Origin of the sequence: Clavibacter sp. VKM Ac-2873, assembly GCF_015351075.1 — a bacterium.
GTDB lineage: Bacteria > Actinomycetota > Actinomycetes > Actinomycetales > Microbacteriaceae > Clavibacter.
In genome coordinates, this window is the sequence record NZ_JADKRS010000004.1 from 17,525 (window position 1) to 41,000 (window position 23,476).

At 73.2% G+C, this 23,476-nt stretch carries 21 protein-coding genes and 1 tRNA gene; 16 read left to right on the plus strand and 6 right to left on the minus strand.

What is annotated here, in order from left to right:
• Positions 1-68 precede the first annotated feature (68 nt).
• Entirely contained in the window at positions 69-1,886 is a 1,818-nt protein-coding gene (locus ITJ44_RS11890) for an ABC-F family ATP-binding cassette domain-containing protein (protein ID WP_194635771.1), read from the plus strand.
• Positions 1,887-1,898: 12 nt separating this feature from the next.
• Here the strand turns inward: ITJ44_RS11890 and ITJ44_RS11895 are convergent, their stop codons facing one another.
• The gene (locus ITJ44_RS11895; protein ID WP_194635772.1) at positions 1,899-2,735 is read right to left on the minus strand and encodes a hypothetical protein; all 837 of its coding nucleotides are present in this window, start codon (positions 2,733-2,735) and stop codon (positions 1,899-1,901) included.
• A 62-nt stretch (positions 2,736-2,797) separates the two neighbouring features.
• Complete coding sequence (locus ITJ44_RS11900) at positions 2,798-3,682, minus strand: hypothetical protein (protein WP_194635773.1); 885 nt, start codon at positions 3,680-3,682, stop codon at positions 2,798-2,800.
• A 339-nt stretch (positions 3,683-4,021) separates the two neighbouring features.
• Here ITJ44_RS11900 and ITJ44_RS11905 point away from each other — a divergent pair, with 339 nt between their 5' ends.
• Genes ITJ44_RS11905 through ITJ44_RS11915 form a run of 3 tightly spaced genes read left to right on the plus strand, consistent with a single transcriptional unit; the run spans position 4,022 to position 6,652 of the window.
• Positions 4,022-4,957: a MetQ/NlpA family ABC transporter substrate-binding protein gene (locus tag ITJ44_RS11905; protein ID WP_194635774.1), complete on the plus strand. Its 936-nt coding sequence runs from the start codon at positions 4,022-4,024 to the stop codon at positions 4,955-4,957.
• The gene (locus ITJ44_RS11910) at positions 4,954-5,991 is read left to right on the plus strand and encodes a methionine ABC transporter ATP-binding protein (protein WP_194635775.1); all 1,038 of its coding nucleotides are present in this window, start codon (positions 4,954-4,956) and stop codon (positions 5,989-5,991) included. The genes ITJ44_RS11905 and ITJ44_RS11910 overlap by 4 nt, the downstream gene beginning before the upstream one ends.
• A gap of 1 nt (position 5,992) precedes the next feature.
• On the plus strand, positions 5,993-6,652 hold the full coding sequence (locus ITJ44_RS11915) for a methionine ABC transporter permease (protein WP_194635776.1): 660 nt from the start codon (positions 5,993-5,995) through the stop codon (positions 6,650-6,652).
• Between the two features lie 34 nt (positions 6,653-6,686).
• On the opposite strand, the gene ITJ44_RS11920 is transcribed toward ITJ44_RS11915, so the two are convergent.
• Positions 6,687-7,583 carry a LysR family transcriptional regulator ArgP gene (locus ITJ44_RS11920; protein WP_194635777.1) on the minus strand — a complete coding sequence of 299 codons (897 nt, stop codon included), beginning with the start codon at positions 7,581-7,583 and terminating at the stop codon, positions 6,687-6,689.
• Between the two features lie 68 nt (positions 7,584-7,651).
• On the opposite strand from ITJ44_RS11920, the gene ITJ44_RS11925 reads away from it, so the two are divergent.
• From ITJ44_RS11925 to ITJ44_RS11935, 3 genes are read left to right on the plus strand one after another with little or no spacing between them, the layout of a single operon-like run.
• Positions 7,652-8,467, plus strand: a complete 816-nt coding sequence (locus tag ITJ44_RS11925) for a LysE/ArgO family amino acid transporter (RefSeq protein WP_194635778.1) — start codon at positions 7,652-7,654, stop codon at positions 8,465-8,467.
• A gap of 2 nt (positions 8,468-8,469) precedes the next feature.
• Positions 8,470-9,477: an LLM class flavin-dependent oxidoreductase gene (locus ITJ44_RS11930; RefSeq protein ID WP_194635779.1), complete on the plus strand. Its 1,008-nt coding sequence runs from the start codon at positions 8,470-8,472 to the stop codon at positions 9,475-9,477.
• Positions 9,478-9,487: 10 nt separating this feature from the next.
• On the plus strand, positions 9,488-9,844 hold the full coding sequence (locus ITJ44_RS11935) for a TraR/DksA C4-type zinc finger protein (RefSeq protein WP_194635780.1): 357 nt from the start codon (positions 9,488-9,490) through the stop codon (positions 9,842-9,844).
• 30 nt (positions 9,845-9,874) lie between these two features.
• Here the strand turns inward: ITJ44_RS11935 and ITJ44_RS11940 are convergent, their stop codons facing one another.
• Positions 9,875-10,378 carry a MarR family winged helix-turn-helix transcriptional regulator gene (locus ITJ44_RS11940; RefSeq protein WP_194635781.1) on the minus strand — a complete coding sequence of 168 codons (504 nt, stop codon included), beginning with the start codon at positions 10,376-10,378 and terminating at the stop codon, positions 9,875-9,877.
• A gap of 52 nt (positions 10,379-10,430) precedes the next feature.
• On the opposite strand from ITJ44_RS11940, the gene ITJ44_RS11945 reads away from it, so the two are divergent.
• The 4 genes from ITJ44_RS11945 (at position 10,431) to ITJ44_RS11960 (ending at position 13,556) form a co-directional block, all read left to right on the plus strand.
• A complete protein-coding gene (locus tag ITJ44_RS11945; RefSeq protein WP_194635782.1) occupies positions 10,431-10,823 on the plus strand; it encodes a hypothetical protein in 393 nt (130 codons plus the stop codon).
• Positions 10,824-10,899: 76 nt separating this feature from the next.
• A tRNA-Gln gene (locus ITJ44_RS11950) sits at positions 10,900-10,974 on the plus strand.
• Positions 10,975-11,022: 48 nt separating this feature from the next.
• Entirely contained in the window at positions 11,023-12,564 is a 1,542-nt protein-coding gene (glmU, locus tag ITJ44_RS11955; protein ID WP_194635783.1) for a bifunctional UDP-N-acetylglucosamine diphosphorylase/glucosamine-1-phosphate N-acetyltransferase GlmU, read from the plus strand.
• Between the two features lie 14 nt (positions 12,565-12,578).
• Positions 12,579-13,556, plus strand: coding sequence for a ribose-phosphate diphosphokinase (locus tag ITJ44_RS11960; protein WP_194635784.1), 978 nt, complete (start codon positions 12,579-12,581; stop codon positions 13,554-13,556).
• Positions 13,557-13,598: 42 nt separating this feature from the next.
• Here the strand turns inward: ITJ44_RS11960 and ITJ44_RS11965 are convergent, their stop codons facing one another.
• Positions 13,599-13,973, minus strand: a complete 375-nt coding sequence (locus ITJ44_RS11965; RefSeq protein WP_194635785.1) for a hypothetical protein — start codon at positions 13,971-13,973, stop codon at positions 13,599-13,601.
• A gap of 158 nt (positions 13,974-14,131) precedes the next feature.
• On the opposite strand from ITJ44_RS11965, the gene ITJ44_RS11970 reads away from it, so the two are divergent.
• Entirely contained in the window at positions 14,132-14,575 is a 444-nt protein-coding gene (locus ITJ44_RS11970) for a hypothetical protein (RefSeq protein ID WP_194635786.1), read from the plus strand.
• Positions 14,576-14,640: 65 nt separating this feature from the next.
• On the opposite strand, the gene gndA is transcribed toward ITJ44_RS11970, so the two are convergent.
• A complete protein-coding gene (gene gndA, locus ITJ44_RS11975) occupies positions 14,641-16,095 on the minus strand; it encodes an NADP-dependent phosphogluconate dehydrogenase (RefSeq protein WP_194635787.1) in 1,455 nt (484 codons plus the stop codon).
• A 139-nt stretch (positions 16,096-16,234) separates the two neighbouring features.
• On the opposite strand from gndA, the gene ITJ44_RS11980 reads away from it, so the two are divergent.
• The 4 genes from ITJ44_RS11980 (at position 16,235) to mfd (ending at position 23,466) form a co-directional block, all read left to right on the plus strand.
• The gene (locus ITJ44_RS11980) at positions 16,235-18,190 is read left to right on the plus strand and encodes a gluconokinase, GntK/IdnK-type (protein WP_194635788.1); all 1,956 of its coding nucleotides are present in this window, start codon (positions 16,235-16,237) and stop codon (positions 18,188-18,190) included.
• A 170-nt stretch (positions 18,191-18,360) separates the two neighbouring features.
• A complete protein-coding gene (locus ITJ44_RS11985) occupies positions 18,361-19,005 on the plus strand; it encodes a 50S ribosomal protein L25/general stress protein Ctc (protein ID WP_194635789.1) in 645 nt (214 codons plus the stop codon).
• Between the two features lie 152 nt (positions 19,006-19,157).
• Positions 19,158-19,745 (plus strand): aminoacyl-tRNA hydrolase, encoded by a 588-nt coding sequence (gene pth, locus ITJ44_RS11990; protein WP_194635790.1) that lies wholly within the window; start codon positions 19,158-19,160, stop codon positions 19,743-19,745.
• An 88-nt stretch (positions 19,746-19,833) separates the two neighbouring features.
• Positions 19,834-23,466, plus strand: a complete 3,633-nt coding sequence (mfd, locus tag ITJ44_RS11995) for a transcription-repair coupling factor (RefSeq protein ID WP_194635791.1) — start codon at positions 19,834-19,836, stop codon at positions 23,464-23,466.
• Positions 23,467-23,476 lie beyond the last annotated feature (10 nt).

The window sequence follows — 23,476 nt, forward strand, 5'->3', positions numbered from 1 at the left end:
TCGCCACCGAGGCTAATCCCGGACGCCCCGCGGGAATTCCCCGCGGCGGGGTCGCCTAGGCTCGTGCGGTGGCCCATCTGCTGGGAGCCGAAGCGCTCCACCTCGAGTTCCCGACGCGCGTGATCTTCGACGACGTGACCATCGGGGTGAACGAGGGCGACCGCATCGGCATCGTCGGACGCAACGGCGACGGCAAGTCGACCCTCCTCTCCCTCCTCGCGGGGCGGCTCGAGCCCGACCGCGGCCGCGTCACGCGCCGCCGTGGGATCACCATCGGCGTGCTCGACCAGAGCGACACCCTGCCCGACGGCCAGACGGTCGGCGAGGCGATCGTCGGCGGCATCGACGAGCACGAGTGGGCGGGCAACCCCCTCGTCCGCGACGTGATCGACGGACTCGCCTCGGACGTGCCGTGGGATGCGGACGTCGCCCAGCTCTCGGGCGGCCAGCGCCGCCGGGTCGCGCTCGCGAAGCTCCTCATCGGCGACCACGACATGCTCTTCCTCGACGAGCCCACCAACCACCTCGACGTCGAGGGCATCGCCTGGCTCGCCGGCCACCTCCGCCGCCGCTGGGCGCCGGCCTCCGGCGGACTCATCGTCGTGACCCACGATCGCTGGTTCCTCGACGAGGTCGCGAACGCGACGTGGGAGGTCCACGACCGGCTCATCGAGCCGTTCGAGGGCGGCTACGCGGCGTACATCCTGCAGCGCGTCGAGCGCGACCGCAGCGCCGCCGTCTCCGAGGCGAAGCGCCAGAACCTCATGAAGAAGGAGCTCGCGTGGCTGCGCCGCGGGGCGCCCGCGCGCACGGCCAAGCCCAAGTTCCGGATCGAGGCGGCCAACGCCCTCATCGCCGACGAGCCGCCCGCGCGCGACACCGTCTCGCTCGCGTCCATGGCGATGCAGCGGCTCGGCAAGGACGTCGTCGACCTGCTCGACGTGTCCGTCAGCTACGGCGAGAAGCAGATCCTGAAGGACGTCGAGTGGCGCATCGCGCCCGGCGAGCGCACGGGCATCCTCGGCGTGAACGGCGCCGGCAAGTCCACGCTGCTGTCGCTCGTCGCCGGATCCCTGCAGCCCACCACCGGCAGGGTCAAGCGCGGCAAGACCATCAAGGTCGCCGTGCTCACGCAGCAGCTCGACGAGCTGAAGGACGTGCTCGAGGACCGCGTGTCCACCGTCATCGGCCGCCAGCGCACCACGTACGTCGCGGGCGGCAAGGAGATGACGCCCGGCCAGCTCCTCGAGCGCCTCGGCTTCACGAGCGCGCAGCTGTCCACCCCGGTGAAGGACCTCTCGGGCGGCCAGAAGCGCCGCCTCCAGCTGCTCCTCATCGTGCTCGACGAGCCGAACGTGCTCATCCTCGACGAGCCCACCAACGACCTCGACACCGACATGCTCGCCGCCATGGAGGACCTGCTCGACTCGTTCCCCGGCACGCTCCTCGTGGTGAGCCACGACCGGTACCTCATCGAGCGCGTCACCGACCAGCAGTACGCGGTGATGAACGGCAACCTCCGCCACCTCCCCGGTGGCGTAGAGCAGTACCTGAAGCTCCGGTCGCAGCCGGGCAACGCCGAGAAGGCGACGGTCGCGCGGCCCGACGAGGTGGGCGGCCAGGCCACCGCGACGCTCGGCGGATCCGGCGGCTCGCAGCTGCAGGGCGCCGAGCTGCGGAACGCGCAGAAGGAGCTCGCGAGCATCACGCGGAAGCTGGAGAAGGCGGACACGCGCCGCCGCCAGGCGCTCGACGCCATGGCCGAGCACGACCCGAACGACTACGAGGGGCTGGCGAAGGCGAACGAGGGCGTGCGCGCCATCGAGGCCGAGGTCGAGGCGTTCGAGAGCCGATGGATGGAGCTCAGCGAGCTGCTCGAGGGCTGATCCGCTCGCGGGTCAGTAGGCGAGCAGGACGTCCGGCGAGCTCAGGGTGAGCGTGCCGTCGGGCGACCAGACGACGCTGAGCCCGCCTCCCTCCATGCGCACGCTCCCGTCGAACGCCCGCGCCGGGACGTTCGCGATCCAGGTGATCTCGAGGCCCGAGACCGCGAGCTGCGCGGGCGGGGCGCAGGACGCGACGCCGGATCCGGGGCTGTCCCCGTCCATGGGGGTGGATCCGGACCACGGGTACACGAGCAGGCACGCGTCGCCGGAGATCGTGCGCGCCACGTAGAGGCCGACGCTCGTCTGCACGCCGCGGATCGAGGTGAGGTCGATGTCGCCGGCGGGGGAGCGCGGCGGCCGGTCGGCCTCCTGCTGCGGAGCGGCGAGGATCCCGTCGACCGCGACGGGGGCCGACGTGCGGCTGATGTCGGTGCCGAGCAGAGAGCGCACGTCCGCGGGATCCGGCGGCGGCGCGGACTCGTCGGTCGCCGCGGCGGAGGGGACCACCGTCGTGTCGGCGGTCGGGTCCGCGGATCCGCCGACCCCCGCGGCGATGCCCGCGCCCGCGAGCAGCCCGACGACGAGCGCGCCGCCGGCCCACGCGAGCGTCCGGCGGGAGCGCGCGGGCGGATCCGCCGTGTCGGCCTCGTCGCTCTCCGCGTCCGGCCCGTCCGCATCCGCCGGACGGGCGGCGGGGGACGACGCGCGTTCGCGGCGGGTCAGCTCGGCGGCCGCGCGGATCCACCGCTCGTCGCCCTCGTCCGCGCCCTCGGCGTAGACGAGCTGGCGGAGCGCGTCGAGCGGGAGCGTGGTGAGGTCGTCGTCCGACCCCGATGCGCGTGCGTCCATGGTGGTGTCCCTTCCGACGCGTCGACCCTCCCACAGGGTGCGAGCGGTCCGTCGAGTCCGCCTCAGTACGCGAGGATGCGGTTCGGTGTCGTCAGGGTGATGAGGTCGTCCCCCGACCAGGTCGCCGTCACGTCGCCCGTGATCATGCCCGTCGAGCCGTCGCGGTTGCGCGACGGGAACTCGGTCGTCCACGCGATGCGGAGGCCGTCGGACGCGACGCGGTCGGGCGACGCGCACGTGACGACCCCGGCGCCGCCGCTCGGGAAGACCAGGAGGCAGAGGTCGCCCGACGTGGAGAGCGCGGCGTAGAGGCCGACGCTCGTCTGCACCGCGCGGATCGTGGTGGCGTTGATGTCGGCGCGGACGGCCTTGGGCGGGCGGTCGCCGTCCTCCTGCGGGCCGTCGAAGATCGCGCCGACCGGGCGGCTGCGCTGGTCGGAGGTGGAGTCGGGGCCGAGGAGCGTGGGTCCGTCGGCGCTCGCGCTCGGGCCGGGGGACGTCCCCACGGCGGTCGGTGGCGCGTCTGCGCCGGGGCTGGGCGTGCCGTCGGCGGACGTCGTGACGGGGGATCCGCTGCCCAGGGACGCGCCGACCGCGCCGCCCGCGGCGAGGCCCAGCGCGAGCGCGGCGGCGGCGACCCCGATGAGGACGCGCCGGGATCCGCGGGGCGGGGTGGGGGCCGCGTCGTGCGGGTCGACGGGAGCCTCGGCGTCCGCGTCGCCGGCAGCCGTGGTCGGCGTGTCCGCATCCGCGTCCGTGGGATCGCCGCCGTCGGCGTCCCGGACGGCGTCGGCCGCGGCGGGCCGGGACGCGCGCTCGCGGCGGGCGAGCTCGGCGGCCGCGCGGATCCGCCGCTCGTCGGCCTCGTCGGCCCCCTGCGCGTAGACGCGGCGCCGCAGCTCCTCCAGGGGGAGCGCGGAGACGTCGTCGTCGTCGTCCTCGTGCATGGGCACCTCCGTGGCCGACCCTGCCACATCCCGCGGGCGATGCGGGGTGTCCCCGTGTTACGGCCCGGTTCGACACGCCCCCGTCCGTCCGCCTACCGTCGAGGTGCTGCAGGGACGCGGCCATCGGCCACCGGAGGTGTCCCGCACCGCAGGCGGGACCGTCGTCCCGCGCACGCCTCGCGGGAGGCATCCCGAGCGGTCGCCGCCGTGCGCCCGCCAGACCGCGTCGGCGCGCGCACCCGCGCGTCGTCCGGCCGCATCGCGCGTCCCCGCAGCAGCATCCCCGCACCCGCACCACCACCGGACAGCACCGGCGCCCGCACCACCGAGAGGACCCCCATGACCACCCAGGCACCCCTGATCGACGCCCCGAAGCGGAGGAACCGCCTCGGCCTCATCATCGGCGCGGTCGTCGTCGTCCTCGCGGTCGTCGCGGCCGTCCTCTTCGCCACCGGCGCCTTCTCGGGCGGCGGCGGCAAGGCGGTGCGCATCGGCGTCGTCGGCGCGAGCGACCCGCAGTGGCCCCTCTTCGTGGACGCGGCGAAGGAGCAGGGCATCGACGTGCAGATCGTGGACTTCACCGAGTACCCGCAGGTGAACCCGGCGCTCGCGGAGGGCGAGATCGACCTCGACCAGTTCCAGCACCTCGTGTACCTCGCGCAGTACAACGAGGGCTCGGGCGAGGAGCTCGCGCCCATCGGCGCCACCGCGATCTACCCGCTCGGGCTGTACTCGTCGAAGCACACGTCGGTCGCCGACATCCCGCAGGGCGGCACCGTGATCCTCCCCAACGACGAGTCGAACCTCGCGCGCGGCCTCCTCCTGCTCCAGCGCGAGGGCCTCCTGACGCTGAAGGGCGGCGGATCCAGCGTCTCCACGCTCGACGACGTCGACCAGGCCGCGTCGAAGGTCACCGTCACCACGGTGGACGCCGCGCTCACCGCCACGTCGCTGCCGGATGCGGACGCCGTCATCATCAACAACGACTTCGTCACCGACGCCGGCCTCACCGCCGACGACGCGATCGCGCAGGACGACCCCAGCGACCCGAAGGCGCTCGCCTACGTGAACGTGTTCGCGGCCCGCGCCGACGACGCGCAGAACGCGACGTATCTCAAGCTCGCGCAGATCTTCCGGGACACCCCCGCCGTCGTGGACGCGGTCGTCGAGAACTCCGGCGGCACGGCGATCCCGCTGCAGACGCCGCCCGACGAGCTGCAGAGCCTCCTCGCCACCACCGAGAAGGCCGTCGCCGAGAAGAAGGCGGCTCGATGACGGACGCCCCGCACGTCTCCCTGCGCGGCGTCGGCAAGACCTACCCGCCGCGCGCGAAGGGCGAGCCGGCCCTCGACGCGCTCGCCGACGTCGACCTCGACATCCGCCGCGGCGAGGTGTTCGGGATCATCGGCTACTCGGGCGCCGGCAAGAGCACCCTCGTGCGGCTCGTCAACGCGCTCGAGCGGCCCACCTCCGGGACCGTCTCGGTCGACGGCCGGGAGATCCAGGGCCTGCCCGAGCGCGAGTTGCGGAAGCTCCGGCTCGGCATCGGCATGGTGTTCCAGCAGTTCAACCTCTTCACCTCGAAGACCGTGTGGGGCAACGTCGCGTACCCGCTCACGGTCGCCGGCATGCCGAAGGACCAGCAGCAGCGGCGGATCAGCGACCTCCTGCACTTCGTCGGCCTCGCCGACAAGGCGCACGCCCGCGTCGACGACCTGTCCGGCGGCCAGAAGCAGCGCGTCGGCATCGCCCGCGCGCTCGCGACGAGCCCCGCGATCCTCCTGGCCGACGAGGCCACGAGCGCGCTGGATCCCGAGACCACGAGCGAGGTCCTCGCGCTGCTGCGCCGGGTCAACGAGGAGCTCGGCGTCACCATCGTCGTCATCACGCACGAGATGGAGGTCATCAAGTCCATCGCGCACCGCGTGGCCGTCATGGACTCCGGCCGCGTCATCGAGCAGGGCGAGGTCTTCGACGTGTTCTCCCGGCCCACGAGCGACGCCGCGCGGCGCTTCGTCTCCACGGTCGTCGCGGGCGTGCCCGAGACGGACGAGGTGCAGCGCCTGCGCCGGCGCCACCCCGGCCGGCTCGTCACGCTGTCCTTCGCGGACGGCGGCGCGACGCAGAGCGAGGTGTTCGGGGCGCTCGCCGCCGCGGGCATCGCGTTCGAGGTCGTGCACGGCGGGATCACCGACATCCAGGGCCGCACGTTCGGCAACCTGACCCTCGCGCTCGGGGGCGACCCCGCGCGCATCGACGAGGTGCTCGCCGCCGACCGCGCCGGCGTCACCGTGACGGAGGTGGTCTGAGATGGACGCGCTCACCCCGCTCCTCCCGCTGCTCGGCCAGTCCACGGTCGAGACCTTCGTGATGGTGCTGCTCACCGTCCTGTTCGGCGGCCTCGGCGGCCTCCTGATGGGCCTCGGCCTCTACCTCACGCGCGCCAGCAGCCTGTTGCCGAACCGGGCCGTGTTCGCGGTGCTCAACGTGGTCGTCAACACCTTCCGGCCGATCCCGTTCATCATCTTCCTGGTCGCCGCCCAGCCCCTCGCCCGCCTGGTCACGGGCACCGGCATCGGGCAGCCGGCGATCATCTTCACGCTGTCGCTCGGCGCGTCCTTCGCGATCAGCCGCATCGTCGAGCAGAACCTGCTCACCGTGCAGCCGGGCGTGATCGAGGCGGCCCGGTCCGTGGGCGCGAGCCCGGTGCGGATCATCTTCACGCTGCTGATCCCGGAGGCGCTCGGCCCGCTGATCCTCGGCTACACCTTCGTCTTCGTCGGCATCGTCGACATGACCGCGGTGGCGGGCTCGGTCGGCGGCGGCGGCCTCGGGAACTTCGCCATCGTCTACGGCTACCGGCAGTTCGAGCCGGTCGTCACGTGGGCGGCGGTGCTCATCATCATCGTGCTCGTGCAGGTGGTGCAGTTCGCCGGCAACCGGATGGCCCGGGCGGCGCTCCGACGCTGACGCGCCCCCGACGCGACCCGCGGCCGCCCGCTCCCTACCGGAGCGAGGCGGCCGCGGTGCGCACGTGCCGGGTGAGCTCGGCGAGCACGGGGGAGTCGACGCTCCAGCGCTGCCAGTGCAGCGCCACGTCCACGTGGGATCCGGCGTCGAGCGGGACGAGCGCGCCGGCGGCGACGAGCTCCTCGCTCTGCAGGTCGGGCAGCATGCCCCAGCCCATGCCGAGCGTGACCGCCGTGACGAACTCCGCCGACGACGGGACGTAGTGGCGCGGCTGCCCGGCGGGCGCGCGACGGCCGCGCAGCCAGCGGTCCTGCATGGCGTCCTTGCGGTCGAACATCACGAGCGGGGCCTGCGCCAGCGCGCTCGGCGTGGGCCCGTCGGGCAGGTGCGCGGCGACGTAGGCGGGCGTGGCGAGCGCGCGGTACCGCATCCGCCCGAGGCGCTCCGAGGTGCAGCCCTGCACCGGGTCCTTCACGCTCGTGACGGCGGCCATGGCGGATCCGTCGCGCAGCAGGTCGAGGGAGTGGTGCTCGTCCTCGCGCAGCACCTCGACCGCCTGCCCGGTCTCCGCGGCCAGCGCCGCGAACGCGGGCAGCAGCCACGACGCGAGCGAGTCGCCGTTCACGACCACGGGCACGGCCGCCGTCCCGGCGCGGGGCGCGTCGCCGTCGCCCACGCCGAGCAGTCCGTCGAGGTCGCGCTCGAGCAGGAGCACCTGGCGCGCGTGCCGCAGCACGGCGTCGCCCGCCTCGGTCGTGGTGGCGGGCCGGGTGCGGCGGAGGAGCACGCGGCCGGCGCTGCGCTCGAGCGCCGTGATCCGCTGGCTCACCGCGGAGGGCGTGAGCCGCAGCGCCCGGGCGGCCGCGTCGAGCGTGCCCGTGTCGACGACGGCGGCCAGGGTGCGCAGGTGCTCGGTGCGGATGTCCATCATCAGCGATGCTAATGGTGCACCAGCAACATGAGCTGGTCTGATGCGCGTCCGCTGCCTACCGTGGGGGCATGCACCCGCTCGCGCACGCGCTCTCCGGCTTCGGCCTCGGCTTCTCGCTCATCGCCGCGATCGGCGCGCAGAACGCGTTCCTCCTGCGGCAGGGCACGCGGCGCGAGCACGTGCTCGTCGTGGTCCTCATCTGCGCGGTCTCCGACGTGATCCTCATCGGCCTCGGCGTCGCCGGCGTCGGCGCGCTGATCCAGGCGGCGCCCGTGGCGATCGTCGTCATCCGGATCCTCGGCGCCTGCTTCCTCGCCGGCTACGCGGCCCTCTCGCTCCTGCGGGCCGTCGCGCCCCAGGGCCTCGCGGTCGCCGTGTCCGCGCCGCGCGCGCTCGGCACGGTGGTCGCCGCGTGCCTCGCGCTCACCTGGCTGAACCCGCACGTCTACCTCGACACGGTGCTCCTCGTGGGATCCGTCGCGGCCGGCCACGGCGACGGCCGTTGGGCGTTCGGCATCGGCGCCATGGTCGCCAGCTGCGTATGGTTCGCGCTGATCGCGACGGCCGCCCGGGTCTTCGCGCCCGTGCTCGCGCGGCCGGCCGCCTGGCGCGTGCTCGACACCGTGATCGCCGGGGTGATGCTCGTGCTCGCCGTGCAGATCCTGCTGCCGCTCGTGCCGGCAGGGCCGGGGGAGGGGGCGCGGATCCTCCTCGCCACCGCCGCCTGCGCGCTGCTCGCCGGCCTGGTCGCGGCGTGGTCGGTCGTGCGTCGCCGTCGCGCGGCAGAGGCCGCACGCGACGAGGCGTCGGCGCCCGCGGACGCGCCCGCCGCGCCCGCCCGCGACGAGCTCGGAACAGTCGGGGCACCCGCGCTGTTGGGGTGAGCATGACCGTCCCGCTCTCCATCCTCGACCTCGCCCCCATCGCCCCCGGGGAGACCGCCCGCGACAGCTTCGCCGCCTCCGTCGCCCTCGCCCAGCAGGCTGAGCGGAGCGGGTACCGCCGCGTCTGGTACGCCGAGCACCACAACATGGCCTCGATCGCGTCCAGCGCGACGAGCGTGCTCATCGCCCACGTCGCCAGCCAGACGTCGACGATCCGGCTCGGCTCCGGCGGCGTCATGCTGCCGAACCACTCGCCGCTCACCATCGCGGAGCAGTTCGGCACGCTCGAGACGCTGCACCCGGGACGCATCGACCTCGGGCTCGGTCGCGCCCCCGGCAGCGACCAGGCCACCTTCCGGGCGCTCCGCCGCGACCCGGGATCCTCCGACCGCTTCCCCGAGGACGTCGTCGAGCTGCAGGCCTTCCTCTCCGGCGAGAGCCAGGTCCCCGGCGTCTCCGCGACGCCCGGCGCCGGCACGCGCGTGCCCCTCTACATCCTCGGATCCTCGACCTTCGGCGCCCAGCTCGCCGCGGCCCTCGGCCTGCCGTTCGCCTTCGCCTCGCACTTCGCGCCCGACATGCTGCTCGACGCCATCGCGATCTACCGCCGCGACTTCCGCCCGTCGGAGCAGCTCGACGCGCCGTACGCGATCGCCGGCATCAACGCCATCGCGGCCGACGACCGCGCCGACGCCGAGCGCCAGTTCGCCGGGGTCCGCCGCGCGCGGCTCATGATGCTGCTACGCCAGAGCGGCCAGATCCCGGCCACGCAGACCTTCACGGACGACGAGCTCGACCGGCTGCTCGAGGCGCCCGTCGGCGCGCACGTCGCCAGCATGATGACGTACACGGCGGTCGGCACGGGCGCCGAGGTCTCCGACTACGCGAACCGGTTCGCGGAGCAGGCGGGCGTCGACGAGGTCATCGTCGGGCACGCGTCGCAGCAGACGCCCGAGCGCCTCCGCTCGGTCGAGCTCATGGCGGACGCGCACGCGCTCGTCGCCGCGTAGCGCGGGATCCATGGCCGACGACGGCGCGCCCGGCCCGGCGGATCCGCGCGCGGCCCTCGCCGCCCTCCGCGCCGACACGCTCGCGCTGATCCACGGCCTCGACCGGGACGTCGCGGCCATCGTCGAGGCGCGCCAGGACGCCAACTCCGACGACGAGCACGACCCCGAGGGCGCGACCCTCGCGTTCGAGCGCTCGCAGTCCGACGCGATGATCCGCGAGGCCCGCGTGCGCCTGGCCGACGTCGACGCCGCGGTCGCGCGCCTCGACGCGGGCGCCTACGGCCGGTGCGAGGTCTGCGGCGAGGCGATCCCGGCGGGCCGGCTCGAGATCCGCCCGGCCGCGCGCCGCTGCGTCGCGCACGCCTGAGCGGGGGATCCTCGGCCCGGGTCGTGCCGGTCAGGCGCCGTCGTCGTCGAGGTCGAGGATCAGCTGCCGCAGCAGCCCGGCCAGCACGTCGCGGTCGGCGCCCGGCATGGTGTCGAGGAGCGTCGCCTCCTCGGCCACGAGCCGGGTGATCGCGGTGTCGACGCGGGTGCGCCCGGCGTCCGACATGACCACGAGGATCCCGCGCCCGTCGTGCGGGTCCGTCCGCCGCTCCACGAGCCCGCGCGCCACGAGCCGGTCGATGCGGTTCGTCATGGTGCCGGAGGAGACGAGCGTCTGCTGCAGGAGGGCCTTGGGGCTCAGCTGGTAGGGATCGCCCGCCCGCCGGAGCGCCGACAGCACGTCGAACTCCCACGACTCGAGCTCCGACTCCTGGAACGCCGAGCGCCGCGCGCGCTCGAGCAGCCGGGACAGCCGCCCGACGCGCGACAGCACCTCGAGCGGGGAGAAGTCGAGGTCGGGCCGCTCGCGCCGCCACGCGTCGACGATGCGGTCGACCTCGTCGCGGCTGGGCATCCCCCCATCATGCCGGTCCGGGGGCGTCCGCCCGGTCGCTCGCGTGAGGGACATGGCCGACCGTCCCTCCTTCCGCTCCGTCATGCCATGGTGGTACGTGGGCGGGCTCCTGCTGTCCGTCGTCGTCGCCCTGCTCCTCGCCCCGGTCGCGAACCTCGTCACGGCGGTGCCGATGTGGTCCGGCCTCGTCGGCACCGCGATCGGGGAACGCCGTCGCGGGACGGAGCGCATGTCCCTGCGGCAGGAAGCCGTGGTCGCGATGGTGCTGACCCCGGGCATCCTCGGCGTCGCCGCCCTCCTCAGCCAGGTGTGGCCGTTCCCGCAGGGCGCGTTCGACGCCCGCGTGCTCGTCGGCGGGGTCGGCGGGCTCGCGGTCTGCGGCGTGCTCTCCCTGCTGCTGCGGATCCGGGGGAGCCGGCGCCGGCTCCGCGCGCGCGGGGCCTGAGCGCCCGCCGCGTCCCGGTCTCCGCGTCCGGGCACCTCTGGCAGACTCGTCCTGCGCACGGCCGGACCGTGAGCGGTCCGCCTTGGTGTAACGGCAGCACTTCAGCCTTTGGAGCTGTGAGGTCCAGGTTCGAATCCTGGGGGCGGAGCCACGCTCGCAGGCCGCGCCGCACACGCGCACGAGGACCAGGGAGATCGCCATGACCGACCACGAGACACCGACGACCCGCGAGATCCCCATCGTGACGGGCGAGCTCGACGTCGACGGCGAGCCGCGCAGCCCCTCCATCGCGGTCGTGATCCTCGCGGCCGGCCAGGGCACCCGCATGCGCTCGCGCCTCCCCAAGGTCCTGCACCCGCTCGCGGGCCTGCCGCTCGTCGGCCATGTGCTCGCGACCGCGGAGGAGCTCGGCGCGCGCCACATCGTCACGGTCGTCCGCCACGACCGCGACCAGGTCGTCGAGGTCGTGCGCGCGCTGTCGCCGCAGGCGCTCGTGGTCGACCAGGACGAGATCCCCGGCACCGGACGCGCGGTCGAGGCGGGCATCACCGCCCTGCCCGAGGGCTTCACCGGCCAGGTCGTCGTCCTGTCCGGCGACGTGCCGCTGCTCGACGCCGCGACCCTGCGCTCGCTCGTCTCCGCCCACCGGCAGGCGCGCAACGACCTCACGCTCCTCACCGCCCGCCTCGACGACCCGACCGGCAACGGCCGCATCATCCGCGGCCAGGACGGCGCGTTCGAGGCCATCGTCGAGCAGAAGGACGCGACCGGCGACCAGCTCCGCATCGACGAGGTCAACGCGGGCGTCTACGTGTTCGACGCGGAGGCGCTCCGCCAGACCCTCGGCGCCATCGGCACCGACAACGCGCAGCGCGAGAAGTACCTCACCGACGCGGCCGACGTGATCCGCCGCGCGGGCGGCGCCATCGAGGGCCTGCCGGTGCGCGACAGCTGGCTCGTCGCGGGCATCAACGACCGCGTCCAGCTCACGGCGGCGGCCACCGAGCTGAACGCGCGCATCATCCGCCGCTGGCAGCTCGCTGGCGTGACGATCCAGGACCCGCGCACCACCTGGATCGACGTCAAGGCCACCCTCGCGGCCGACGTCACGATCCTCCCGGGCACCCAGATCCTCGGCGCCTCCACGGTCGCCGCCGGCGCGACCGTCGGCCCCGACACGACCCTCCGCGACACCGAGGTCGGCGAGGACGCGATCGTCCGCCGCACCGACGCGGAGCTGGCCGTCATCGGCGCCCGCGCGACGGTCGGCCCGTTCTCGTTCCTGCGACCCGGGACGCGGCTCGGCGACGAGGGGAAGATCGGCGCGTACGTCGAGACGAAGAACGCGGACATCGGCGCCGGCAGCAAGGTCCCGCACCTCAGCTACGTGGGCGACGCGACCATCGGCGAGCAGACCAACATCGGCGCCGGCGCGATCTTCGCGAACTACGACGGGCATGCGAAGCACCACACCGAGGTGGGGGACCACGTGCACCTCGGCTCGCGGAACGTCCTGGTCGCACCGGTTAGTATCGGTACCGGCTCCTACACGGGTGCCGGTGCCGTCATCCGCAAGGACGTCCCGCCCGGCGCACTCGGCATCTCGGTGGCGCCGCAACGCAACATGGTCGGCTGGACCGAGGCGAAGCGACCGGGCACCCCCGAGGCCCGGGCCGCCGTCGAGGCCGCCGAGGGGCACCAGGACGTTCCGTCCGGGACCGAGCACACCGAGCACCACTGACGAGACGGAGTCCCGTGTCCGCAATCAAGACAGCCGGAGAGAAGCGGCTCGTGATCGTCACGGGTCGCGCGCACCCCGAGCTCGCCGAGCAGATCGCGGAGGAGCTCGAGACGAGCCTCGTGCACACGGACGCGCGGACCTTCGCCAACGGCGAGCTCTACATCCGGTACGACGAGAGCGTCCGCGGCAGCGACGCGTTCGTCATCCAGTCGCACACGGCGCCCATCAACGAGTGGCTCATGGAGCAGCTCATCATGGTCGACGCGATGAAGCGGGCCTCGGCCAAGCGGATCACCGTGGTCGCGCCGTTCTACCCCTACGCCCGCCAGGACAAGAAGGGCCGCGGGCGCGAGCCGATCTCCGCGCGCCTCGTCGCCGACCTCTTCAAGGCCGCGGGCGCCGACCGCATCATGTCGGTCGACCTGCACGCGGCGCAGATCCAGGGCTTCTTCGACGGCCCCGTCGACCACCTCTTCGCGATGCCGGTGCTCCTCGAGCACATGCGCTCCGTGCTCGACTCCAAGACCCTCACCGTCGTCTCGCCCGACATGGGCCGCGTGCGCGTCGCCGACATCTGGAGCGACAAGCTCGGCGCCCCGCTCGCCATCATCCACAAGCGCCGCGACCCGAGGGTGCACAACCAGGTCACCGTGCACGAGATCGTCGGCGACGTCGCCGGCCGCGTCTGCCTCCTGGTGGACGACCTCATCGACACCGGCCGCACCATCGTCTCCGCCGCCGAGGCCCTGAAGAAGAACGGCGCCACGGGCGTCGTGGTCGCGGCCACGCACGCGGTCTTCTCTGACCCGGCCACGCAGATCCTGAACAGCCCGCACATCGACTCGGTCGTGGTCACGGACTCGCTGCCGATCCCCCAGGAGAAGCGCTGGGACAAGCTCACGGTGCTGCCCATCGCGCCGCTGCTCGCCCGGGCGATCCACGAGGTGTTCGACGACGGATCCGTCACGAGCATGTTCGACGGCGCCGCCTAGGCCGAGGCGCCGGACCGGGCCGCCCGCGCGGGCGGCCCGGGATCAGTCCCGGGAGTTCCGCTCGACGACCTCGCGCGCGACGCGCCCCGAGGGGATGGGCCCGAGCGACGCGATGTGCTGGTCGCCGCCGAACGCGTACTTCGTGTAGCACTCGTAGCCCACGACGCCGGGCCCGAAGAGCTCGAACCGCACCTCGTAGGACGGTGAGTCGGGTCGCTCGTACGCCACGAAGTCCTTGCAGGCCATGTCGGCCGTGCTCGCGCCCACGCGCACCATGGTGACGACGCCGGGGAGCAGCAGGCTGACGATGCCGACCACGACGACGACCCGCATCACGAGCAGCGTGCGCGTGCTGCGCAGGCTCCGCGGGCGGTGCGGCTCGTAGCCCGCGAGCTCCGGGTGCTCGTCCTCGTCCATCCGCCCCAGTGTGACAGACGCCCCGCCGCGTGCCGCGGTCGTCGCCCGCGCCCGTGTGCAGGGGATGCGCGGTGGCGAACCCGTCTCCCTAGGCTGCCCGCGACCGCGGCGATCGGTCCGCGGCCTCATGCGACACGGTTCCCGGAAGGACAGGACAGATGAGGAGATCCATGCGTGCGGCAGCCCTCGGGCCGGCCGCGCTGCTCGCGCTCGGCTTCGGGGTGGCGGGTGCGGTGATGGGCCCGGCTCCCACGGCGCAGGCCGAGGCGGGATACCGCGTGTGCGGTGTCTACAACTCCGCGACCGGAGGCCAGTACGGCACCGGTCTCGCGGTGAAGATCTACAAGGACGACCCGAACAACGACACCTGCACCGCGAAGTCGGACTACATGCGGCGCTACTACGCGCAGGCGTACCCGGGGTCGTCCGGCGACCTCTCGTTCGTCATGGTGACGTGCGAGGTGTTCGGCTCGAGGATCGGACTCGACAGGGGAGCGGACATCTGCCCGGAGATGAAGGTCAACAAGATCTACTTCTACTCCTCGCGCTACGACAAGCAGCACCCGACGAACTCGCCGGGCGTCTCGTTCTGGCGCAACTGATCCAGTGCGCGACGAGCCCGCCGGTCCATGACCGGCGGGCTCGTCCCCTGCGTCGCGGGAGGCGGCTAGTGCGTGTCCTCCGCCTCGACCTCGGAGCGGTCGCCCGACCACAGCGTGTGGAAGGTGCCCTCCTTGTCGGTGCGGTGGTAGGTGTGCGCGCCGAAGAAGTCGCGCTGGCCCTGCACGAGAGCGGCGGGCAGGCGCTCGGAGGCGAGCGAGTCGTAGTAGCTCAGCGCCGACGCGAAGCCGGGCACCGGGATCCCCGACAGCGCGGCGACCGAGACGACCCGGCGCCAGGCCTGCTCGCCGTCGGCGACGGCCTTCGCGAAGTACGGGTCCTCGAGGAGCGTCGCGAGGCCGGAGTCCTTCTCGTAGGCCTCGACGATGCGGTTGAGGAACTGGGCGCGGATGATGCAGCCACCGCGCCAGATCTCCGCGACCTTGCCCTTGTCGATGTCCCAGCCGTACTCCTTCGCGCCCGCGATGATCGCGTCGAAGCCCTGCGCGTAGGCGACGACCTTGCTCGCGTAGAGCGCGGCGCGGACGTCGTCCTCGAAGGTGTCGCCGCCCGACTGGATCTCGGGGCGGCTCGTGATGGTGGCCTGCACGGCCTTCCGCTGCTCGGGCTTCGACGACACGGCGCGCGCGAAGACGGCCTCCGCGATCCCGCCCACCGGCACGCCGAGGCCCACCGAGTTCTGCACGGTCCAGACGCCCGTGCCCTTGGACCCGGCCTGGTCGACGATCACGTCGACGAGCGGCTTGCCCGATGCGGCGTCCTTCTGGCGGAGCACCTCGGCGGTGATCTCGATGAGGTACGACTCGAGGTCGCCCCCGTTCCACTCCTCGAACACGTCGGCGATGGCGTCGGGCTCGTGGCCGCCGACGCGGCGCAGCAGGTCGAACGACTCGGCGATGAGCTGCATGTCGGCGTACTCGATGCCGTTGTGGATCATCTTCACGAAGTGGCCGGCGCCGTCGGTGCCGATGTGGGTCACGCAGGGCTTGCCCTCCGCGACCGCGGCGATCGACTCGAGGATGGGGCCGAGGGTCTCGTACGCCTCCGCGGTGCCGCCGGGCATGATGCTCGGGCCCTTGAGCGCGCCCTCCTCGCCGCCGGAGATGCCGGCGCCGACGAAGTGGAGGCCCTTCGCGCGGACCTCCTTCTCGCGGCGGATCGTGTCGGTGAACAGCGCGTTGCCGCCGTCGACGATGATGTCGCCCTCCTCGAACGCCTCGGTGAGCTGCTCGATGACGGCGTCCGTGCCGCGCCCGGCCTTGACCATGATGATCGCGGTGCGGGGCCGCTGGAGCGACGCCGCGAACTCCTCGATCGACGTGGCGGCGACGAAGCCGGCCTCGGGGTGCTCCTCGACGAGGGCCGTGGTCTTCTCGGTGGTGCGGTTGTACACCGCGACCGTGTTGCCCTCGCGGCTGGCGAGGTTGCGGGCGAGGTTCGACCCCATCACCGCGAGCCCCACCACCCCGATGTTCGCCGTGGCCTGCTGGTCATCTGACATCTGATGCCTCCTTGTCGACAGTCGTCCTCAGGCTACGCCCGGGCTCCCGACCGTCAGCGGGGCGTCGGGGAGCGTCTCGTAGGATGGATGGGCGCACCACGACGGAGCGCCGCACGAGTTCCTCACCGAACCGCAGGGAGTGATCCGCATCGACGCCGTCCGCCCGTTCCCGCCCGTGATCGTGATGGGGGTCTCCGGATCCGGCAAGTCGACCGTGGGCGAGCTCCTCGCGCAGGATGCCGGCGTGCCCTTCATCGACGGCGACGACCTCCACCCCGAGGCCAACCGCCGCAAGATGGCCGACGGCCACGCGCTCGACGACGACGACCGCCGCCCCTGGCTCGAGGAGGTCGGCCGGACGCTCGCCGGTCGCCCCGAGGGCGGCCCGGTCGTCGCGTGCAGCGCGCTGAAGCGCTCCTACCGCGACATCCTCCGCGCCGCCGCGCCCGACGCCGTCTTCGTGCACCTGGCCGGCGATCACGATCTGCTGGCCGAGCGCCTGGGCGGACGCGAGGGCCACTTCATGCCGTCGAGCCTGCTCGCCTCGCAGCTGCGCACGCTCGAGCCGCTCGGCGACGACGAGCAGGGCATCACCCTCGACATCACCGACGATCCCGTCGCGCTCGCCGACGCGGCCGTCCGCGAGCTGCTTCCGGGCGGTCGCACGGCCTCCCCGGGTCGGGTCGACGACGCCCCCGCCACCGCGACGGAGCCCGCGGCCGCGGTGCCCGCGGCGGACGTCCCCGACCTCGTCCGCGAGGCGCGGTCCGACGCCGACGTGCCGCGCGCGGACGTGCCGCGCGCCGATGAGGCGCCGGCCGACGCGCCCCGCGCCGATCCGGCACCGGCCCCCGGCGGGGAGGGAGCGCCCGCCGCCGCGGTCCACGAGCCCATCCGCGTCGCGATCGTCGGATGCGGCGTCATCGGCACGCACCACGCGCGCGTCCTCGCCGAGCACCCGGAGTTCCGCGTCGCCGCGCTCGTCGACGTCACGGCCGACACCGCCGACGAGCTCGCCGACGTCGTGGTCGACGAGCTGCGCGCCGACCGCCCGCGCGTCTTCGCGCACCTGGGCGACATGATCCGCGCGGACGCCGCCGAGCTCGTCGTCATCTGCACGCCGAGCGGCCTGCACATCGGCCTCGCCGAGGAGGCGCTCGCCGCCGGCCTCCACGTGGTCATCGAGAAGCCGCTGGACGTCGACCTGGCGCGCGGCCGCCGCATCGCGGAGCTGGCGCGCGAGGCCGCCGGGCGCGGGATCCTCTCGACCGTCATCAGCCAGCACCGCTTCAACCCGTCGAGCGTCATCGTCGACCGGGCCGTGCGCTCCGGCCGCCTCGGCCGCCTCACCACCGCCGTCGCCAGCGCGCCGTGGTGGCGCAGCCAGGGCTTCTACGACTCCGGCCACTGGCGCGGCACGTGGGACCTCGACGGCGGCGGCGCGCTGATGAACCAGGGCGTGCACACGCTCGACCTGCTCGTCTCGTACCTCGGCCGCCCGGTCGAGGTGTACGCGCAGACCGCGCTGCTCGCGCACGACGGCATCGAGGTCGAGGACGTCGCGGTGGCCGTGATCCGCTTCGCGTCCGGCGCCCTCGCGACGCTGCAGGCGACGACCGCCGGCTACCCGGGGCTCGACACCCGGGTGCAGGTGCAGGGCACGCGCGGATCCGCGGTCATCGAGGCCGGATCCCTCACCTACTTCCACGCGGCGCCCGAGTCCGGCGTGCCCGCCCAGGCCGACGTGCGCAACGACGCCGAGCTCGAGATCCACGCGGCCGAGCTCCCGCGCTCGCCCCGCCTCGACAACACGTACCTCGAGGGCCACTACCGCCAGTACGACGACATCGCCGACGCCCTGCGCACCGGTCGCCCGGCGGGGGTCACGGTCGACGACGCGTTCCTGTCGCTCGCGACCGTGGTGAGCGTCTACGTCTCGGCCACGCTCGGCACGCCGGTCGCCTTCGAGGACGTCGTCGACGGCGTCCACGACGGCCTCACGCTCCGGGTGGGGCAGTCGACGCCGCCCGCGCCGGGCTCCCCGTCGCCGGCGGCCGCACCGGACGCGTCGACCGAGGACCCGTCCGTCCGGTAGCATCGGGGGTTGAACTTCGGCGAGGGATCGCAGGGGCCGTGCGCGAGCACGGCGGCGGTCCGTTATCGACGCGGTGGACGGGGCTCGCACCTCACTCCTCACGCGCAAGCGTTCGAGCAGACGACACACACACGACGCGAGCCCTCACGGGCCGCAATTGGAGCGACACCATGGTGGACAACAACCTCTCCGCGGAGCTGCGCACGCGGTTCGGCAAGGGCGCGGCCCGCAAGATCCGCGCGATCGGCAAGATCCCCGCGGTCATCTACGGCCACGGCACCGACCCGCAGCACGTCACGCTGCCGGGCCACGAGCTCATGCTCATCATCCGCAAGGCGAACCAGATCATCACGCTCGACATCGAGGGCACGCCGCAGCTGGTCCTGGTGAAGGACGTCCAGAAGGACCCCGTGCGCCAGATCATCGAGCACGTCGACCTCATCGTCGTCCGCCAGGGCGAGCGCGTCGAGGTCGAGGTCCCGATCCACGTCGAGGGCGAGTCCTACCCCGGCACGATCCACAACCTCGAGAACACGTCCATCACGGTCGACGTCGAGGCCACCCACATCCCGGAGCGCTTCGTCGTCTCCATCGAGGGCTTCGAGGACGGCACGCAGGTCACGGCCGGCCAGGTCGACCTGCCCGCCGGCGCCAACCTGGTCACCGACCCCGAGACGCTCGTGCTCGCGATCTCGGTGCCGCAGCTCGACCTCACCACCGACGCGGTGGACGAGGACGTCGTGGCCGAGGGCGACGCGGACGTCGCGGTCACCGACGACGGCGCCACCGGCGACCAGTCGGGCGACGACAAGTAGCACCCGTCGCGGCCTCCGGGCCGCGTCGCCGCCGCGTGCGGCGCCGCACCACCAGCACCACGGAGCCCGTCGGCCGCCGTCCGGGACACCGGCAGCGGCCGGCGGGCTCCGCGCATCCGCCCCCGGATGCGACGACCAGGAGGAGAGCGCACGTGGACGACCGGACCCTGCTCGTGGTCGGCCTCGGCAACCCCGGTCCGCAGTACGCGGGCACCCGCCACAACGTCGGCCAGATGGCGCTCGACGTGCTCGCCGACCGGATGCGAGCCACCTTCCGCTCGCACCGCGCCAACGCGCAGGTCGCGGAGGGGCGCGCGGTCCCCGGCGGGCCGAAGCTCATCCTCGCGAAGCCGAGCTCGTTCATGAACCTGTCCGGCGGCCCGGTCGCGAACCTCCTCAAGTACTTCTCGCTCGAGCCCGCGCAGCTCGTGGTCGCGCACGACGAGCTCGACATCCCGTTCGACGCCATGAAGCTGAAGCAGGGCGGCGGGCACGGCGGGCACAACGGGATCCGCGACATCATCTCCTCCGCGGGCACCGGCGACTTCACCCGCGTGCGCATCGGCATCGGCCGGCCGCCCGGCCGCCAGGACGCCGCCGACTTCGTGCTCAAGCCCTTCTCCTCCACGGAGCGGCAGGTGCTGCCCAACGTGCTCGAGGACGCGGCCGACGCCATCGAGATGATCGCGTCCGACGGCCTCATCGCCGCCCAGCTGCGCTTCCACACCGCCGCGTCCTGATCCGCAGGCGGGCCACGGCGCGCACGCCGCGCGTCCGCCCACGGCGGACGACGGCGAGGGCGTCGGTGGCGGCGCGTACGATCGTCGGGTGATCCTCCAGGGCTTGATCCCGGCGCTCTCGCGCGCCTCCACGTTCGACGACGCCCTCGCGTCGGCCTCCCGCGACGCCGACTTCTCCCTCACCGAGGGGCTCCAGGGGCCGCTGCTCGCGGGGCTCCTCCGCCAGCGCATCCAGCGCGGCATCCCGGGGTGCCTGCTCGTCGTCACGGCCACCGGCCGCGAGTCGGAGGGCGTGCGCCGCAGCCTCGCCGCCGTGCTGCCGGATGCCGAGATCCTCGAGTTCCCCGCGTGGGAGACGCTGCCCCACGAGCGGCTCAGCCCGAGCGCGGAGATCGTCGGCAAGCGGATCCACGCGCTGCGCCGCATGGAGCAGTGGCACGCCGCGCTCGGCGAGGGCGCCCGCGAGGTCCCCGCCGAGCGGGTGCGCCCGCTCGTCATCGTCGCCTCCGTGCGCGCGGCCCTCCAGCCCGTCGCCGACAACCTCACCGAGCTCGCGCCCGTGCAGCTCGCCACCGGCAGCCGCGGCCACGACCTCTCCGAGCTCGCCGTGCGTCTCGTCGACCTGGCCTACTCGCGCGTGGACATGGTCACGCGCCGCGGCGAGTTCGCCGTGCGCGGCGGCATCCTCGACGTCTTCCCGCCCGTCTCCGACCATCCCGTGCGCGTCGAGTTCTTCGGCGACGAGGTCGACCAGATGCGGCCGTTCGCGGTCGCCGACCAGCGGTCGCTCGAGGAGGAGATCACCTCGGTCGAGCTGCCGCCGAGCCGCGAGCTGCTGCTGAGCGCGCCCGTCCGGCAGCGCGCCCGGGAGATGCAGCACGAGTTCCCGAACCTGCAGCAGATGCTCGCGAAGATCGCCGAGGGCATCCCGGTGGAGGGCATGGAGTCGCTGGCCCCGGCGCTCGTCGACCGGCTCGTGCCGGTCACGCACTACCTGCCGGTGGACGCGGCCATCGCCGTGGTCTCGCCCGAGCGCGTGTCCACCCGCGCGCAGAGCCTCGCGGACACGAACCGCGAGTTCCTCGACGCCGCGTGGAACGCCGCCACCGCGGGCGCGCAGGCGCCCATCGACCTCGCGTCGGGCGACTTCCTCTCGCTCGGCCGCCTGCGGGACGCCCGCGGTCCGCGCCGCTGGTGGACGCTCTCCGGCTTCCAGGCCACCGACGTGCTGCCGGAGGACCTGGGGATCGACGAGGTCATGACCGTGCGCATCCAGGCGGATCCCGTGCCGAGCTTCGCGGGCAACGCGGACGGCGCCATCGAGCATGTGCGCGAGCGCCTCGCGGCCGGCTGGAGCGTGGGCGTCGTGGCGCAGGGATCCGGCCTCGTCGAGCGCGCGGACACCGTGCTCCGCGAGGCGGGCGTCCCGGCGCGCGTGGTCGAGGAGTTCCCCGCCGAGCCGGAGCCCGGCATCGCCTACCTGATGCGCTCCGCGATCGACGCGGGCTTCGAGATGCCGGAGGTCAAGCTCGCGCTCCTCACCGAGAGCGAGTTCTACGGGCGCGCCGCCGGGTACGACAGCCGCCAGGTCAAGAAGCTCGCCACCCGGCGCAAGAACGTCGTCGACCCCATCCAGCTGAAGGCGGGCGACCACGTCGTGCACGTCACGCACGGCATCGGCCGCTTCGTCGAGCTCACGCAGCGCGAGGTCTCGTCCGGCGGCCGCAACGCCGTGAAGACGCGCCGCGAGTACCTTGTCATCGAGTACGCGCCCTCCAAGCGCGGCTACCCGGGCGACAAGCTCTTCGTGCCCACCGACCAGCTCGACCTCCTCAGCCGCTACGTCGGCGGCGAGGAGCCCGCCCTCAGCAAGATGGGCGGCAGCGACTGGGCCGCCGCCAAGGGCAAGGCGCGCCGGGCCGTCCGCGACATCGCGGTCGAGCTCGTGAAGCTCTACTCGGCGCGCATGGCGTCGCGCGGGCACTCGTTCCCGCCGGACACCCCGTGGCAGCGCGAGCTGGAGGAGGCGTTCCCCTTCATGGAGACGCCCGACCAGCTCACCGTCATCGACGAGGTCAAGCGCGACATGGAGAGCCCCATCCCCATGGACCGCCTGGTCTCCGGCGACGTCGGCTTCGGCAAGACCGAGATCGCCGTGCGGGCCGCGTTCAAGGCCGTGCAGGACGGCAAGCAGGTCGTGATGCTCGTGCCCACGACGCTGCTCGTGAAGCAGCACTTCGAGACCTTCTCCGAGCGCTTCGCCGGGTTCCCCGTGCACCTGCGCCAGCTCAGCCGCTTCCAGTCCGAGAAGGAGTCGCGCGAGACCGTCAAGGGGCTGGAGGACGGCTCGGTCGACGTCGTCATCGGCACGCACCGGCTGCTCACCGGCAACATCGCGTTCAAGGACGTGGGGCTCGTCATCATCGACGAGGAGCAGCGGTTCGGCGTGGAGCACAAGGACGCGCTCAAGAAGCTCAAGGCGAACGTGGACATCCTCGCCATGTCGGCCACGCCGATCCCGCGCACGCTCGAGATGGCGGTCACGGGCATCCGCGAGATGTCGACGCTCGCGACGCCGCCGGAGGACCGGCACCCGATCCTCACCTTCGTGGGCCCGAACAGCGAGAAGCAGATCGCCGCCGCCATCCGGCGCGAGCTGCTGCGCGAGGGCCAGGTGTTCTTCGTGCACAACCGGGTGTCGAGCATCAACCGCGTCGCGTCGGAGCTGGCGGAGCTCGTGCCCGAGGCGCGCGTCGCCGTGGCCCACGGCAAGATGAGCGAGTCGATGCTGGAGCAGGTCATCGTCGACTTCTGGGAGCGGAAGTTCGACGTGCTCGTGTCGACCACCATCATCGAGACCGGCCTCGACATCGCGAACGCGAACACGCTCATCATCGACCGGGCCGACAAGTACGGCCTCAGCCAGCTGCACCAGCTGCGCGGTCGGGTCGGCCGCGGCCGGGAGCGCGCGTACGCGTACTTCCTCTACGACGCCGACAAGCCGCTGTCCGAGACGGCGCACGACCGGCTGTCCACCATCGCCGCGAACAACGAGCTGGGATCCGGCATGCAGGTCGCGCTCAAGGACCTCGAGATCCGCGGCGCGGGCAACCTCCTGGGCGGCGAGCAGTCCGGCCACATCCAGGGCGTGGGCTTCGACCTCTACCTCCGGATGATCGGCGAGGCCGTGTCGACCTTCCGCGGCGACGTCGCGGAGGGCCAGACCGAGCTGCGGCTCGAGCTGCCGGTCGACGCGCACATCCCCGAGGAGTACGTCGACAGCGAGCGGCTGCGCCTCGAGGCCTACCAGAAGCTCTCCACCGCGGCCTCGCCCACGGCGACCGACGACCAGATCGACCGGGTCATCGAGGAGCTGTCCGACCGCTACGGCGAGCCGCCCGTCGAGGTCGACAACCTGGTGCGGGTCTCGCGGCTGCGTCGCGTGGCGCAGCGCGCCGGGCTCAGCGAGGTCGTCGCGATGGGCCCGAACCTGCGCATCGCGCCGGCCGACCTCGCCGACAGCAAGCAGGTGCGCCTGCAGCGCATGTACCCGGGCAGCAAGCTGTTCGCGCAGACCAACGCCGTGACCGTGCCGCTGCCCCGGCGCGACGGCGAGCCGCTGCCCGACGCGGAGCTCGTGGACTGGGTGCGGCAGCTGCTCGACGCCGTGTTCACGGTGGAGCAGGCGCCGGCCGCGAAGGAGTCCGCGCCGAAGGCCTGACGCGCGCCGC

Coding starts and splice junctions, on each gene's coding strand:
- ITJ44_RS11895 (WP_194635772.1), bottom strand. CDS start 2,735: ATGGACGCACGCGCATCGGGGTCGGACGACGACCTCACCACGCTCCCG.
- ITJ44_RS11900 (WP_194635773.1), bottom strand. CDS start 3,682: ATGCACGAGGACGACGACGACGACGTCTCCGCGCTCCCCCTGGAGGAG.
- ITJ44_RS11905 (WP_194635774.1), top strand. CDS start 4,022: ATGACCACCCAGGCACCCCTGATCGACGCCCCGAAGCGGAGGAACCGC.
- ITJ44_RS11910 (WP_194635775.1), top strand. CDS start 4,954: ATGACGGACGCCCCGCACGTCTCCCTGCGCGGCGTCGGCAAGACCTAC.
- ITJ44_RS11915 (WP_194635776.1), top strand. CDS start 5,993: ATGGACGCGCTCACCCCGCTCCTCCCGCTGCTCGGCCAGTCCACGGTC.
- ITJ44_RS11920 (WP_194635777.1), bottom strand. CDS start 7,583: ATGATGGACATCCGCACCGAGCACCTGCGCACCCTGGCCGCCGTCGTC.
- ITJ44_RS11925 (WP_194635778.1), top strand. CDS start 7,652: ATGCACCCGCTCGCGCACGCGCTCTCCGGCTTCGGCCTCGGCTTCTCG.
- ITJ44_RS11930 (WP_194635779.1), top strand. CDS start 8,470: ATGACCGTCCCGCTCTCCATCCTCGACCTCGCCCCCATCGCCCCCGGG.
- ITJ44_RS11935 (WP_194635780.1), top strand. CDS start 9,488: ATGGCCGACGACGGCGCGCCCGGCCCGGCGGATCCGCGCGCGGCCCTC.
- ITJ44_RS11940 (WP_194635781.1), bottom strand. CDS start 10,378: ATGCCCAGCCGCGACGAGGTCGACCGCATCGTCGACGCGTGGCGGCGC.
- ITJ44_RS11945 (WP_194635782.1), top strand. CDS start 10,431: ATGGCCGACCGTCCCTCCTTCCGCTCCGTCATGCCATGGTGGTACGTG.
- glmU (WP_194635783.1), top strand. CDS start 11,023: ATGACCGACCACGAGACACCGACGACCCGCGAGATCCCCATCGTGACG.
- ITJ44_RS11965 (WP_194635785.1), bottom strand. CDS start 13,973: ATGGACGAGGACGAGCACCCGGAGCTCGCGGGCTACGAGCCGCACCGC.
- ITJ44_RS11970 (WP_194635786.1), top strand. CDS start 14,132: ATGAGGAGATCCATGCGTGCGGCAGCCCTCGGGCCGGCCGCGCTGCTC.
- gndA (WP_194635787.1), bottom strand. CDS start 16,095: ATGTCAGATGACCAGCAGGCCACGGCGAACATCGGGGTGGTGGGGCTC.
- ITJ44_RS11985 (WP_194635789.1), top strand. CDS start 18,361: ATGGTGGACAACAACCTCTCCGCGGAGCTGCGCACGCGGTTCGGCAAG.